Origin of the sequence: Maribacter sp. IgM3_T14_3, assembly GCF_049603095.1 — a bacterium.
In the GTDB taxonomy this organism is placed as follows: domain Bacteria; phylum Bacteroidota; class Bacteroidia; order Flavobacteriales; family Flavobacteriaceae; genus Maribacter.
In genome coordinates this window covers 2354860-2369767 of record NZ_CP187138.1, presented here as the reverse complement: position 1 = coordinate 2369767, position 14908 = coordinate 2354860, and the positions used below count along the sequence as shown (strand labels likewise).

Sequence of the window (14908 nt, the reverse complement as noted above, 5' to 3'; positions counted from 1 at the left end):
CGTGGAATCAAATAATAGTATATTAGTAAACAGATTACGTATGCTTATAGATTTTAGTATATATGTAATTGTGCACAAAAAATATAAAATGTCCAAAAAAATAATTCTACTGCTAATTACAGTTCTTCTAACTTCTTGTGAAGGAAAATCACAAACCAAACAGAATTCCAACATGATAACATTCGAGAAAGTCCAAGAAATGTATACAAATATGCACTCAAACGGAGTGGATACGGATATCAAAATGTTATATGGATACTTCTTCACGAATGTTGAACCAAAACAATTAGAAAAAGTATCGGAACATTTAAAAAAAGATGGATTTGAATACGTTGACATTTATTCAGATGATACAGGAGAATACTGGTTGCATATGGAAAGAATTGAAATTCATGATGCAAATTCATTATTCGAACTGAATAAAATTCTATATGCAGTTGCAGATGAATTCAATGTAACATCATATGATGGATTTGATGTTGGTAATGCCGACAAAAACCAACCAATAGAAAGAGATACTTATGTAGTTCCTGAAGAATATGGTACAAACGATTTAATTATTGACGGCGTACCCAAACTAATTGTTGCAAATAAAGGATTCGAACGGTTTCCTCATAAAGAAGAATTCTTTTATTTCATTGAAATCAAAACAAAATACGCCATTGATAATGCCTCTAAATTACCATCAGAAGATGAATTGGAAGTTCTTAACAATTTTGAAATGTTTATTGAAAGTAATTTGACGCAAAACAAGATATTCAATTACTACATTGGTCGTTCAACCTACAATGAAGAAAGAGTATTCAACCTTGTAACAAATGAAAAAGAAGGTGCAATTGGACTCTTGGAATTTATAAAAGAGAATGGAAAACAAAGAGAATTTAAGTATAAAATAATTGAGGATAAAGAATGGAAATTATACTCGGAATTAATTAGCACGCTGGAATAATGGTTTTAACACAACCTATTAACAATACAGACTTAGGGTTTAAACGCCCAGCCGCTCCACAATATTTTAAAAAACCGAAATGATAAAAAAAATTGTAACAGTACTATTAATTTTTGCATTCACTTCTACAATTGCCCAAGAATCCGTTGGTATTCCACGATATCTACAAAACCCTATGGATTCAATTACCAAACAGAATTTCAACAAAACTTTAGAAACCTTTTTTTCTGAAATGGAACAAGGTAAACTAAGCGAAGAATTGTTAACACCACAAAGAGCTGATTTAACAAAATCTCAACTTCAAGAGTTAATGAACTATGAAGCAAAAAAGGACAGTAGTGCTAAAAAGATTCAAGACAAGAAATTGATCAATATCTATCCGATTTCGACTGACAACTATTTTTTCACCATTTCTTATACTTATCAAAACCCCGAAACGAATCCGATCCTTATTTATAAGATAAATTTAGTAGCAACTGAATTAAACGACAAGTTTACATTTTCAGTTCCTCTTGATTATTTAACGCGATACTGGAAAACAGAAACCGTAGGTAATATTACCTACCACTTTAGAAATCATATTGATAAAGAGAGAGCAAAAGTATTTGATAGTAAAAATAGTAAGATAGCTGAAAAATTAGGCTTAAAACCAGAGAAATTGGACTTTTATATGACCGATAATTTTCAGGAGGTTTCAGAACTTTTGGGTTTTGGATATTCTCTTTATTCAAACGGAAAGTATAGAGATGGTTACGGTGTAGATAGTAAAACAATTTTTGCAGTAATGAACAACGAAGACTTTTCTCATGATATGTTTCATTATTATTCTGAGCAAATTAACAAACGTGAAAACCGAAATTGGATTACCGAAGAGGGAATTGCCTATGCGTGGGGCAACGCTTACTATACAGACAAAAATGGCGAAATGGTTACCAACGATAGACTTGTAACTGAATTAAAAGATTATCTAACAAACAATCCGAATACAAATCTATTTGCGATTTTCAGTACTAATGAAAAGATTTTCACCAATATCGCACCAGAAATTTCGGTTCGTTCTGTTATATCGGGAATTATTGCCGAGAAAATTGAAAAGGAAAAAGGTAAAGAAGGTATTTCAAAATTTATCAATGCTGGTAGTCAAGATAGGCTAGAAAGTTATTTAAAAGCTACAAACGAATTGATCGGAATTAATAAAGAAAATTTCAATTCGAAGGTCGAAAAATTGATTAAAGAGGAATAACAAAACTGGAGAAAAACGCTGCACAAAAGAGAACCGAGGTAGAACAAACAAAATCTTATTTACTGCGATACAATAGGCATGAAAAAATTTATATTCCTAATAGCTATTTTACCCTTTCTAACCTTTTCGCAAGAAAATAGCGACTGCGACGAAAAAACCATGCCCTATTGGGTAAATTATATTAATAGCAGAATTGAAGGAGAAAACCCAACACTGCGAAAGGCATTTAAAGACATTCAACTAGCTGAAACCAACATAGCACCAAGTAGCGGTTTTATAACGTTGAGACTGTACATTACCAAAACAGGTGAATTTTGCGAAATGGAAACATTTCAAATAGACGAAAACTACGAGCCTACGGTATTCAATAATGGGGAATTAATAAAAGATTTGGAGACCATTGCACTGAGTTTAACGGATTGGAAAAGAGATAAAGATTATAAAACCTACAACCTTATTCGATTAAAAATTAAAAACGGAAAAATTGAAGAAATTTTTTAAATGCTCATTCATTTTTTTGGGGTCCATAATTCTATTTCTAGTGATTGGATCAACCATCTGGTGGAACCTAAAACCGGACACCGAAAAATCTAATTTTCTTACAGAAGCTCATCAATATGAAAAGGCAATTGAATACGACCAGGAAAATAGTGATGCTTGGATGGAGCGTTCCGTTTCATTTAACAAAGCCGGTGATTTCAATAAAGGTTTTGAATATTTAAATAAAGCTGTGGCACTCGACCCTGTCAAACACCTAGGATATCGCGGATGGATCAGATTGCGTAAAATGCGTGATTACGATAAAGCCCTACTCGACTTTGACAGACTTGATAGTCTTACCCCAAACGTCTCTGACGCCCCTTGGGGAGAGGATATTGACTTTTTACGCGGAGAATGTTATTTCGGCAAAAAAGATTACCCAAAAGCGATTGAAATGTTCAATCGAAACATTGAAACTCAAAAAGAAGATTGGGTAGATATACATACGTTCGTCTATCTTGGAATTTGCGAATACGAATTAGGAAATTATGAAAAAACCATATCCGAATTTCATAGAGCATTAAAGCAATCGGAAAACGTACCAGAGTCACACTTTGGCATTGCAAAAGCCTATCAAAAACTTGGGGATTTGGAGAAAGCGAAAGCTCATATTCTGAAAGCAGAGAGTAACATAGCCTCTAAACGTGATGATTATTACAATGAATATTTAAACGAAATCTACGCTTCAGAAATAGAGGAATTAAAACGTGCTTTAGAGAACTAATAAGCCCAAAATAGGAAATAAACAAGAAAAAGGGTTCTGAAACAGCTCGTTTAAGCTTCCAAAAAACAAACCACTTGGTTTGTTAAGCGTCTAAAACAGCCATTTATCTTCTAACTCCTTGCATTTTGTCGATACAATTGCGATTGCTGTCGCTGTTTTCAATGATTTACCACACATTTTAGCAGTAAAAAACAGACTGGTTGGTTGGTTTGTTGTTTTTTGCCATTTCTGTTGCATATGATTTTTATGATTGTGGTTTTCGGTTGCGGAAAGTCGCTTGTTAATTGTAGGTTTATTCTTAAGTGGTATATTAGCTAAGTAAGCTTTAAACCACCAAAAAAGGAAATAAACGTACCCTAGCGCGTTTATATGTACGTTGTAAGCCATTAGAAAAACACAAATGAAAATATTAATAGGAATTATAATTGTAGGACTTGCTATCTTCTTTTTTATTAGAAAAAACTCTAGTTCTGAACAGAATGAAGGATCAAAACTACCTAGTAAATTATACTCGATAAATGATGGAAATCAGAACGAACTTTTGATATCTATAAAAGTAAAACAAGAGCAATTAGATTCTATAAAAGCTAAATACGATTGGAACCAATTTGACGAATACGATAATCGAATGTGGGAGTATATGTATAAACTTTTTGACGAAACTATTGAAAAAAGCGGAATTGAGAGTTATGATGAATTATGGAATAAATTAACTCGTCAACAAAAAGTATTTTGGGCATTTCTATCTTTTAATGGAGATACTGATAATGGTGGTGTTTATCAATTTATTTTTAATCGTCCAGAATTTATAATTGCGGCTGCTGAGGCTTGGGAAGAATTAGAAATTGACAAATTAAAGACAGATTATAATGCTGTATTAAATGAATTGACAGGAAAAACATCTAAAATCGGAGAATTAAAATCTGTTTTTAATGATGAATCAAAAAGCTGGAATAAAAGATGGAACTCATTCGCTGATGGATACAAGGAATTAAAATCGACTGAAAAAATTGAGGACTATTATTACGATAAAGAATTTAAAAAAACAGTTCATAAAAAAGTAGCTGACTATATCGAACTGAATATTGAAAAGTTTACTGAAATAGAAAAATAACGGCTTACAACACTATATATAGCAAATAGGGCTTGTTTGTGTTAGTTCAAAAAGTTGTTGTTTATTTGCGAGGTCGCCAAATCTTTTGATTTGGCTTTATGATAGAAAAGGTAAATCAAAATGCAAAAGTTTGGCTTAGTGCAAAACCGAAATTAACAGTTTAGTTTCTGCCCTAAATGCCATATATTTAACGTTACCCACAATTATGAAAAACTATTTCATTTTGTTCATTCTTTCAACCATGACTTTTTCTTGTAGCCAACAAGAAAAAAAAGAAAGTAGAAATATTGTATTAGGAGATACGATAACCACAGCAAGTGGTTTGAAATATATCTTTTTAAAGGAAGGAAAAGGAAAACCGATTCGTAAGAACTCTAAAGTAGAGGAATATATGGATTTGTACCTAAATGAATCTGATTCTATTTTTTGGTCGACTTCAACTGAAAAAGACTCCATTATTGGATTTATCCATGAAACAACTTCAATGATTAAAGGGTTTGAGGAGCTAAATAGCTATTTGGTAGAAGGAGATGAATTAATTGCTATTTTACCAGACTCAATTGCTTATGGAAAAGAAGGCGGTAATGGAATGGCGCCAAATACCACTTTGATTTATAATCCTTTAATAGTAAAAAAAGTTTCTGATCCTAAAAAGTTAATCAATGATACACTTCAAACCATTACCCAAAATAAAGGGTCCCAAGCTGCGATCAACTTCTATCAAAGTATCATTGATGGTAAACTGAAAAATGAATTTCATACGGACATGGAATTGATATTTACCTTACTGGACTCACTTACTGACCAAAAACTATACAAGGAGACCGAAAAATTATCTTTATATTTTAAAGAAATTGCACAAGAAGATTCCGAGCTACAAACCTTCGCATTTTATGAAATGTTATCGTTAGAGCAACAAGGTAATATCAATGAAGCGATGTTAATTGTAAAAGAGCAACTTAAGAAAGATTCTCATTGGGACTGGTGGAATGATAAAGCGACGGAATTAGATTCAAAGTTGGATTCTATAAACGTCAATTAAACGCAAATCTGAACGAAAATAACAGATTGACTTGACAGAATGTATTTAACGGTTGCATTAATTAAGAAAACTGAATTGAAAATTAGAGAAACACATAGAAATGAGTACACCATTTCAACTGACAAGGATAAATTAGATATTTTGAGTATTCACAAATTTCTTGCAAACGAAACTGATTGGGCTAACGGAATTCTACTCAATACTTTAAAAACATCAATTGAAAACTCTTTGAATTTCGGACTTTATTACGAAAACCAACAAATTGGCTTTGCTAGAATAATTTCAGACTATTCAACTATTGCATATTTAGGAGATGTTTATGTTCTAAAAGAACATAGAGGAAAGGGATTAAGTAAATGGTTGATAAATGAAATAATGGAACACCCAAATCTTCAAGGATTAAGACGCTGGATTTTATTAACCGACACAGCTGAATGGCTTTATAAAAAGTTTGGTTTTACGGAAATACCTCATCCTGAATTTTATATGGAGAAACATAACCCGAATATATATAACGGAATTAAGTAAATACAATAAAGGTCTGTGTTTAAATGAAGAGTTAACACATATTAATCCGCTACTATTTTTATACTATTCGGTATAAAAATAGTATAAACATAGATTCACTGTCCAAAAAATAGAACTACTAATTAATGAGCACCGCAAAACAAACAAAAAAAACCCTAAAAACAGATTGGCACACTTTTATCAGTAGTTCTGCATGGCGTTGGTTTAAGAAAGTTGCCATATTTATTATTTTCTCTTTGGTCATAAATCATTTAGCGACACCAGAAAGTTTTCCTGGTAGTGATGTATATAGATTCCCAATTGAAGGTTTTTTGGCGTCTATTATTTTATGTATTCTCATAGGCATTATAACCGAGGTTAACTTTCAATATTACAAGAGGAAGCATTTCTTTAAAAAAGTTGAAATCACAACTATTATATGGTTCATGGCTTCAACCTTAGCTTATATAACCCTCATGTACATTCCTATAAATTTTATTTTTAGTATGGTTGTAGACGGTGAGATAGAGTTCTATTATTTATTAATTGGTTTGCTGATTACCTTACTAGTGAGTTTTGTTCTTATAGGCTTATCGTATGCCCAAGACGTATACTATTTATATAAGACATCTTTAAAAGATGCTGTTGTAACTATCGAAAGTGGAGCAAAAACTACAAAACTCGCTTATGAAAATATTGCATGCTTTTATAGTGAAAACAAAATTGTATTTGCTGTTAAAAATGATGGCACAACTATCAGTACCGATTTTATATTGAATGAGCTTGAAGAAAAAATAAACAATCAATTGTTTTATAGAGCCAATAGACAAATTATCGTTCACAAAGATGCTGTAGAAGAAATAGAAAAAATTGAGAATGGTAAATTACGTATTCAATTAAAAGCTACTATTGAAAACGATGCTATTAAAGAAATAAATATCAGTCGGTACAAGCGAAAAGAATTTATGAATTGGTTTCAATAAAAATTACCGACTATTCAGTTAATAATTTACTACCATTCAGTAAGAACATAAGTATTCAAAAGGGGTTTCAGCGTTTTTGTTCATTAATTCGCTTAGAATTTAAAACCTAAAATAATGAACAAAGTTACCTTACGACAAACCTTAATTCCATTAATTACCGTTGCAGTCATCTGCTTTATTTGGTTCGGACCACTCAATTTAAGTTATGTAGAGAACATCGTTGTGTCTCTATTAATCATCTTATCAAATTATATAGAATACAAGGGAAAACCATTCTCAGCGCTAGGCTTTCAACGTGAAAAATTTACAGTCAAAAACATCTTCGTACTAGCGCCATTAGTCGCACTAGGTCTCTTTGCTTTTTATGCCTTTTTATTGGTTCCTGGCATTACAAAACTTACAGGAGTTCCGATAGATTATTCAAGTTTCAAAGAATTAGAAGGAAATCTTTCCGCTTGCTTAGTTGCCTTATTAGTCGTTTGGGCTACTGCAGGCTTTGGAGAAGAAATTATCTTTCGTGGTTATTTCATGAGACAATTTGTAAAATTCTTCGGAGAAAGTAAATTAAGTATTGTTCTTAACATCGTCTTGTTAGCTTGTTTTTTTGGTTTCATGCATAGTTACCAAGGTATTACCGGACAAATCGTTGCAGGTACCATCGGAGGGCTCATAGCCCTGATATTTTACCTACGCAAATACGATTTATGGTTTGTAATTGCTGTACATGGTTTTTTTGACACCATATCGTTGATTTGTATTTACTACGGATTGGCATAATAATAATTGGAGGCAATAGTTACATTTTAACCCACCTGATTAGATGCTGGAAATATTCACGAAACTATATACTATTACAATTATTATAGTACATTAAAACTCACGCTATAGAAAACTTAATATGAGCAAAAAGAATTATTAAAAAAAATTTCTTAAATTTGTATCCAAGTAGATACACTATTTATGTTCTTTATTGAGAAAACATCTGAATTTGACAAATGGCTTAGAAAGCTTAAAGACTTGAGGGCTAAAGCTAAAATCATATTCAGAATTCAAAAATTAGAAACTAACGAACATTTTGGCGACTGCAAACCAGTCGGTGACGGAATTCGAGAAATGAGAATTAATTTTGCGAAAGGTTATCGTGTTTACTTCAAGGAAAAAGATGGAAAAATAATAGTCCTATTGATTGGCGGAGATAAATCTACCCAACAAAATGACATTGCGAAAGCGAAAAGTATTTGGAAAGAATTAAATAAATAAAAATGGGAACTTCAAAATTTGAAATAGCTGATTATTTAGAAAGCAAAGAAATGATTGCAGAATATCTAAATACGGTTTTAGAAGAAGGGGATAATTCAGATGTAATAAATGCAATCGGAAATATCGCAAAAGCGATTGGTATGACAAAAATTGCAGAGGAAACTGGCTTGAGTAGACCGAGTTTATATAAAGCATTATCAGATGGAGCAAAACCTCAATTTGCCACAATTATGAAAGTATTAAAAGCAATAGGAGGACAAATCCAAGTGAATCCAACATCAGTATGAAAAATAACGAACCACAATAGTGTCTTTTTACAATCTAAGTTTCATATACGGAGGTGTTCTCCCACAAATAAAAGCTAAAAATTTTAGCCAAACCGAGTAAAGATGTAAGTACAACAAAAGCAAAATTGTGTTAATTTCCTACTTATTAGTATCTTACCTTACTATGCCTGATAAAATACATCTCGAAAATATCTTGTTTTTAGATATAGAAACCGTCCCTGAAAAAAGTTCTTTTGACCAGTTAGATGAAACTACACAAGAACTGTGGGCGCACAAATCTCAATACCAAAGAAAAGATAATATAACTGCAGAAGAATTCTACGAGCGCGCTGGCATTTGGGCAGAGTTCGGTAAAATTATTTGTATATCTGTAGGTTATTTTACCTTTCAAAAAGAAGTGCGAAGTTTTAGAATCACCACGTTTTACGGAGAAGAAGCTAAGCTATTACAGGACTTCAAAGACTTATTAGACGAGCATTTTAGCCATGTTAAAAATGTACTCTGTGCGCACAATGGTAAAGAATTCGACTTTCCATATATCGCTAGAAGAATGATTATTCATGGCATATCGCTACCTCAAAAACTAGATCTATTTGGCAAAAAGCCATGGGAAGTCCCGCATATAGACACCATGGAGCTTTGGAAATTTGGCGACTACAAACATTATACTTCGCTAAAACTTATGGCACATGTGCTGGGTATACCTTCCCCTAAAGAAGATATCGATGGCAGCATGGTAAGGGTGGTCTATTACGATGAAAACGATTTAAGCCGAATCGTTACCTATTGCGAACTAGACGTATTAACCACTGCTCAGGTCTATTTAAGATTAAGAAATCAAAATCTTTTAACCGATAATGAAGTAAAGAAAGTCGCTAATTCATAGAATCGCGTTAAAATTACCATCCACCGATATAAAAACAGCACTAATGATGTAATTTTGTTAGTAACGACATTTATTCAAAACGAGCCATACCTATGAAAAAAATCATCTTATTATTATCTGTAGTCATAGTACTGGCAAGTTGTTTACAAGAAAAGGAAATAAGCTCTATACACCCTGAAAACTGGTCTAAGAGAAAAATTACCATGAAGGTTCAAGATTCTTTAGAGCACGGTAAATCTTATCTATCGATCTATTCTCAAATTTATAGCAGCTCTGAGCATAAAACCCATAATTTAACCGCTATGGTCAGCTTACGAAATACAAGCGATGTCGATACTATTTACCTTTCTAAGGCCGAGTATTTTGATACCCATGGGGTTTCGTTAAGAAATTACTTTAGCCACCCTATTTATTTAGCCCCTTTAGAAACGGCTGAAATTATAATTGACGAGATGGATGTTGAAGGCGGTACCGGTTCGAACTTTATTTTTGAATGGCAAGCACCAAAAGATTGCCCAGAGCCATTATTTGAAGGTATCATGAATTCTACCGTTGGTCAACAAGGACTCTCATTTACTACACAATCTAGAAGAATAAAATAGTTTTCTAGTACTTATAGAATTTCGTGCTTTTGTTGATATTCGAATCTTGAATTTGTAATATATACAAACCTGAAGGTAAATCTGAAACATTGATTCTAGCATCTGATGCTTTATCCATTTTCAATGCTACACCACCTGTACTCATTATTCTGTAGATAGCAGTATCAGACGTTTTTACATTCAATTGTATTTCATCTACCGCAGGGTTAGGGTATACGCTAAACGGAATATCAGAATCTGCACTTAACGCATGTAAAGTTTCTAACTCGGTATCTTCACCATTAAAAGTAAATGTTACCACTTCACTGAATTCAGAAGCAATGTTCTGTGAGCAGAATGTTCTTAATCTAAAAGAATAGGTAGTATCGTTTAACAATCCCTTCCAGCTGAAGTTATTTACAGAAATATACTCTGTTGTCCATTCTTGTTGGTGAACTTCTTTATACTGAATTTCATACAGTGCATCTTCCGAAGCATTCCAAGCTAATTTTACAGTAGACATTTCAGCTTCATCAAGATTAACTTCTGAAGCATTTATAGAACATGTCGTCATAGCAACACCTGAAACGATCAATGAAAAATCTTGCATAGCGTTTACTAGTTCACCTTTATGGGTAACGGTAATAGTATAGGTACCATTTGCATTAGGTATTTCAACTCTTTCAAAAGGATCTACCAAATTATCGCCTTTTGTTGCAGGGCTATTTGCCTGTGCAGGATTCAATTTCCAAGGTAAAAAAGTTTGTCCGTTTTTAGTGATTCTGATATCAAGATCATTTACCAAAGCGGCAGTAGTATTATTTAACTGACCAGAATTAATAAAACTAGATTGTACATCTGTCCAAGAAATTGAAGCGATCAATGTTTCGTTACCTTCTGCAGTTACATCAAATGAAAATGAATTTCCGTTTTCTAAAGTCTCTTCAGCGATATGACTAGAGAAATCTTTGTTGTTTAAAACCTCAGCCGCATTTTTTGCATTCATAACTCCCCAGCCCATTTTATAATCAGGACCTTCTGTATCAATATCATCGGCAGTATGTAACGCCAACCCTTTTAAGGTCGCAGCTTTCATATACTCACCATATAATTCTTTGTTATACTGTTGTAACAATAATAAAGACCCAGTAACGCCTGGTGTCGCCATAGAGGTACCAGAAGAAGTGTTATAGCTAGTATTACTAATCGCATCGGTTGATAAAACAGCACTACCGTTACCGGCAAGATCTGGCTTAATTCTACCATCATCAACCGGACCGAAGCTACTGTATGCAGAAACATCGGCACTTTTTAAATTTCCGTTTCCGTCAATCTTAGAATTGGCGGCTGCAACGGTAATATTGTTTTTAGAAATGGTGAAACCTAACAGTACATCAAAACCATCAGCTGTTTTACCATAAGAAGGTGTTTCGTTATCTCTACTCTTTTGTGCATTACCTGCAGCGGTAACCATTAAATAATAAGGAGCATTGTACATAATTTTGTCCCAATCTTGAGAAACTTTAGTATAAGCGCCAAAATACCAGTCTGGCACACGATCAGCTTTAATACCGTAAGAGTGGTTAGAAATTAGGAGTCCGTCAGCAGCAGCTTCGGTTACTTCAATTTTATCTCTTGTCCAATCATGAGAAATTACATTGGCCATATTAGCCACACCTCTAGCGTCTTTTTTAAGTCCCGTAGAAATAATACTTCCAGAAACTCTAGTGGCATGTGCATCAACCTCAGCATTACTATCAGCAATAGTAACTCTAGATGCATATTCAATATGATTCTCTAAGGCAACACCAGCATCCCACACACCAACATTCATTCCGTCACCATCTAAATTCAGTCCCATTAAACCGTCGGTGTTTAATGTACTCGCTCTAGATACCATACCAGCTTCATCAGAATACGTTTCATAGTATAAAGGACTACCATCTACCCCTATACCTTGCAATTCTATTTTTTTACCGTTCGCTAAAGTTTCCTTTATTTTCCAATTGTTCAATTTTGCTACCTCTTTAAGATGAGTTCTTTCAAGAGCATACTCAGAAACCAAATTAGATTTAAAATTTGCCAATTCGGTTCTCTTATTGTTTTCAGCAATTTTTAATCGTTGTTGAGAATTTTGTGCAGAAGCTATATGAATTGACGAGAACACAAAAAATAGCAGTATTAAGATACTACTTGTACGGTAGGTTGAATTGTAGGTAGTCAACATAAGTTTAAAATTGTAAGATTTGGACTACAAATATATAAACCTATTAGTGTGTTCGGTGAATGAACACTTTTATTCGACGAATTACCTAAACATAAAGGTGAATCTGTTGTGAAAACATTAATTTATGATGTGTAAGATTTTTCTCTCGTTTAAGTGTGCCTTAAGAATTAAATGTAAACACCGCATAAACCGGAAAATGGTCGCTATAACCACCCATATAACGATCAGATACAAAGGTTCTGTAGGGCGTACCTTTATATTTACCTTCTTTCTCTTTTAAAGATTGATGATCATAGATGGCAGCAGCATCAAAACTGTGGGTATTCTTTTGGAATTTAAAAAAAGAATTCGAGATTAAAATTTGGTCGAACATATTCCATTTATTCCCATAAACAGATGACCCTTTACTATTAGGTATATGAATCTTCTCAAAAGGATTAAATAGACCAGCCCCTTCTGTCATCGTTTGAAGACTAGTTGAAGAAGGGTCATCGTTAAAATCGCCCATAACTATAATATTGGGGTCTAGCTCCTCTTTTTTAATACGTTCTATTTTAAGTATAATTTCTTTGGCAGCGATTACACGCTTATATTCGGTTTCTACCCCACCGTCTCTTCTAGAAGGCCAATGATTTACAAAAACGTGTACCAACTCTTTATTAAGCTCGCCCTTTACATATAGTATATCTCTGGTTGTATCTCTAACTCCGCCGGCATTATCGACTAATAAGGTCAATGGCTCTGAATGTAAAACTTTAAAAAAACGCTTTCGGTAAATAAGACCTGTGTCGATACCTCGTTCATCGGGCGAATCGTAATGAATAAATCCGTAATCAAAATCATCCATTTCATCGGTATCCAACAGCGCTTTAAAAACACTATTATTCTCAGCTTCGGCAACACCTATTAATACAGGTGGGTAAGGGTGATCTTCATCTCCTATTTTAACTATGGTCTTTGCAAGCTTATCTAGTTTGCGTTGATAACGCTCAACCGTCCAATTTTTAGCGCCGTCGGGTGTATAATCTTTATCTAGAATCTTAGAATTACGCTCTGGATCAAATAGATTCTCTAAATTGTAGAACGCAATCGTATAACGCTGTTTTTTGGTCTTTTTCTTAAAGAATGGAAATCGCATGTATTATTTTAAGGAGTAACAACTCTAGAGAAGCAAAAAGACATTAGGGAGTATTCATTTAATATTCCATGAAATGCCTAAGAGCACAAAATCTCGATTATCGAGTCAATAAAAATACGAAATAGCTTATCGGTAATTGCTTAATTTTACACTTTACGGAATTTATGATAGAAAAGAAGAGTATAGATTATGAAAAAGCGGTTCTTATTGGTATTATCAATAAAGACCAAAATGAAGAAAAGGTCAAGGAATACCTAGATGAACTAGAGTTTCTTACCTACACTGCTGGTGGTGAAGTTTTAAAACGTTTTACCCAACGCATGGATATTCCAAACCCGAAGACCTTAATAGGTACCGGAAAAATGGAAGAAATTGAAAAATATGTTGATGAGCATGAAATTGGCTCAGTAATTTTTGATGATGAGCTTACACCTGGTCAACAACGTAATATTGAAAAACAATTACGCTGTAAGATCATTGATCGTACCAGTTTGATTTTAGACATATTTGCCCAGCGTGCACAAACAAGTTACGCGAGAACACAGGTAGAACTTGCACAATATGAATACTTGTTACCAAGACTTACCGGATTATGGACGCACCTTGAGCGCCAAAAAGGGGGTATTGGTATGCGCGGACCTGGAGAAACTGAAATCGAAACGGATAGACGTATTGTACGTGACCGTATTACCTTATTAAAAAAGAAGCTTCTTAAAATAGATCGCCAAATGGAAACCCAAAGAGGTAACCGCGGTGCTTTGGTGCGTGTTGCTTTGGTTGGTTATACCAACGTTGGTAAGTCTACTTTAATGAATGTTATTAGTAAGAGCGAAGTATTTGCAGAGAACAAGCTGTTCGCTACCCTAGACACTACAGTAAGAAAGGTTGTTATAGGAAACTTACCTTTTCTCTTAAGTGATACGGTAGGGTTTATTAGAAAACTGCCTACACAGCTAGTAGAAAGCTTTAAAAGTACTTTAGACGAGGTTCGCGAGGCAGATTTATTATTACATATAGTAGATATCTCTCACCCGCAGTTTGAAGAGCATATAGAATCGGTAAATCAGATATTATCTGAAATCAAAAGTTCAGACAAGAAAATGATCATGGTCTTCAATAAAATAGATCAGTACGAGCACGAAACTATCGATGATGATGATTTAATTACAGAACGCACCGGAAGACATTTTACCATTAGTGATTGGAAGCAAACATGGATGGAAAAGGTTGGTGACCGCGCTATTTTTATATCTGCATTAAACAAAGAAAATCTAGATGAGTTTAGAAAACGTGTTTATGATGAGGTAAGAGACATTCATATCACTCGTTTTCCATATAACAATTTCCTTTATCCGGAACATTTAGACGAGTATTAGACACCAATTATAAATGAATTAATGTAGTTCATCGATGAAATTAAACAGATG

16 protein-coding genes are annotated in these 14908 nt (G+C 33.6%); 14 read left to right on the top strand and 2 right to left on the bottom strand.

Annotated elements, in window-relative coordinates; translation table 11 throughout:
• Nucleotides 1–88 precede the first annotated feature (88 nt).
• The 13 genes from ACPF9A_RS10630 to ACPF9A_RS10570 all read left to right on the top strand — a co-directional run bounded on the left by ACPF9A_RS10630 (nt 89) and on the right by ACPF9A_RS10570 (nt 10137).
• Entirely contained in the window at nt 89–949 is an 861-nt protein-coding gene (locus tag ACPF9A_RS10630; RefSeq protein ID WP_424004269.1) for a DUF695 domain-containing protein, read from the top strand.
• A gap of 79 nt (nt 950–1028) precedes the next feature.
• Nucleotides 1029–2192: a hypothetical protein gene (locus tag ACPF9A_RS10625; protein ID WP_424004267.1), complete on the top strand. Its 1164-nt coding sequence runs from the start codon at nt 1029–1031 to the stop codon at nt 2190–2192.
• A 78-nt stretch (nt 2193–2270) separates the two neighbouring features.
• A complete protein-coding gene (locus tag ACPF9A_RS10620; RefSeq protein ID WP_424004265.1) occupies nt 2271–2693 on the top strand; it encodes a hypothetical protein in 423 nt (140 codons plus the stop codon).
• A 40-nt stretch (nt 2694–2733) separates the two neighbouring features.
• Nucleotides 2734–3456, top strand: a complete 723-nt coding sequence (locus ACPF9A_RS10615) for a tetratricopeptide repeat protein (RefSeq protein WP_424004263.1) — start codon at nt 2734–2736, stop codon at nt 3454–3456.
• 400 nt (nt 3457–3856) lie between these two features.
• The gene (locus tag ACPF9A_RS10610) at nt 3857–4570 is read left to right on the top strand and encodes a DMP19 family protein (RefSeq protein ID WP_424004261.1); all 714 of its coding nucleotides are present in this window, start codon (nt 3857–3859) and stop codon (nt 4568–4570) included.
• A gap of 205 nt (nt 4571–4775) precedes the next feature.
• Entirely contained in the window at nt 4776–5612 is an 837-nt protein-coding gene (locus tag ACPF9A_RS10605; RefSeq protein WP_424004259.1) for an FKBP-type peptidyl-prolyl cis-trans isomerase, read from the top strand.
• Nucleotides 5613–5651: 39 nt separating this feature from the next.
• Nucleotides 5652–6140, top strand: coding sequence for a GNAT family N-acetyltransferase (locus ACPF9A_RS10600; protein WP_424004257.1), 489 nt, complete (start codon nt 5652–5654; stop codon nt 6138–6140).
• 125 nt (nt 6141–6265) lie between these two features.
• Nucleotides 6266–7102: a LytR/AlgR family response regulator transcription factor gene (locus ACPF9A_RS10595; protein WP_424004255.1), complete on the top strand. Its 837-nt coding sequence runs from the start codon at nt 6266–6268 to the stop codon at nt 7100–7102.
• Between the two features lie 114 nt (nt 7103–7216).
• Nucleotides 7217–7879, top strand: a complete 663-nt coding sequence (locus tag ACPF9A_RS10590; protein ID WP_424004253.1) for a lysostaphin resistance A-like protein — start codon at nt 7217–7219, stop codon at nt 7877–7879.
• Between the two features lie 183 nt (nt 7880–8062).
• Nucleotides 8063–8362 carry a type II toxin-antitoxin system RelE/ParE family toxin gene (locus ACPF9A_RS10585; RefSeq protein WP_424004251.1) on the top strand — a complete coding sequence of 100 codons (300 nt, stop codon included), beginning with the start codon at nt 8063–8065 and terminating at the stop codon, nt 8360–8362.
• 2 nt (nt 8363–8364) lie between these two features.
• Nucleotides 8365–8649: an addiction module antidote protein gene (locus ACPF9A_RS10580; protein ID WP_324024627.1), complete on the top strand. Its 285-nt coding sequence runs from the start codon at nt 8365–8367 to the stop codon at nt 8647–8649.
• 163 nt (nt 8650–8812) lie between these two features.
• The gene (locus tag ACPF9A_RS10575; protein WP_424004249.1) at nt 8813–9535 is read left to right on the top strand and encodes a 3'-5' exonuclease; all 723 of its coding nucleotides are present in this window, start codon (nt 8813–8815) and stop codon (nt 9533–9535) included.
• A 92-nt stretch (nt 9536–9627) separates the two neighbouring features.
• Entirely contained in the window at nt 9628–10137 is a 510-nt protein-coding gene (locus tag ACPF9A_RS10570) for a DUF3124 domain-containing protein (RefSeq protein ID WP_424004247.1), read from the top strand.
• Nucleotides 10138–10141: 4 nt separating this feature from the next.
• On the opposite strand, the gene ACPF9A_RS10565 is transcribed toward ACPF9A_RS10570, so the two are convergent.
• Complete coding sequence (locus tag ACPF9A_RS10565) at nt 10142–12343, bottom strand: S8 family serine peptidase (protein ID WP_424004245.1); 2202 nt, start codon at nt 12341–12343, stop codon at nt 10142–10144.
• Between the two features lie 160 nt (nt 12344–12503).
• Complete coding sequence (locus ACPF9A_RS10560; protein ID WP_424004243.1) at nt 12504–13481, bottom strand: endonuclease/exonuclease/phosphatase family protein; 978 nt, start codon at nt 13479–13481, stop codon at nt 12504–12506.
• A 164-nt stretch (nt 13482–13645) separates the two neighbouring features.
• On the opposite strand from ACPF9A_RS10560, the gene hflX reads away from it, so the two are divergent.
• A complete protein-coding gene (gene hflX / locus ACPF9A_RS10555) occupies nt 13646–14857 on the top strand; it encodes a GTPase HflX (protein ID WP_424004241.1) in 1212 nt (403 codons plus the stop codon).
• Nucleotides 14858–14908 lie beyond the last annotated feature (51 nt).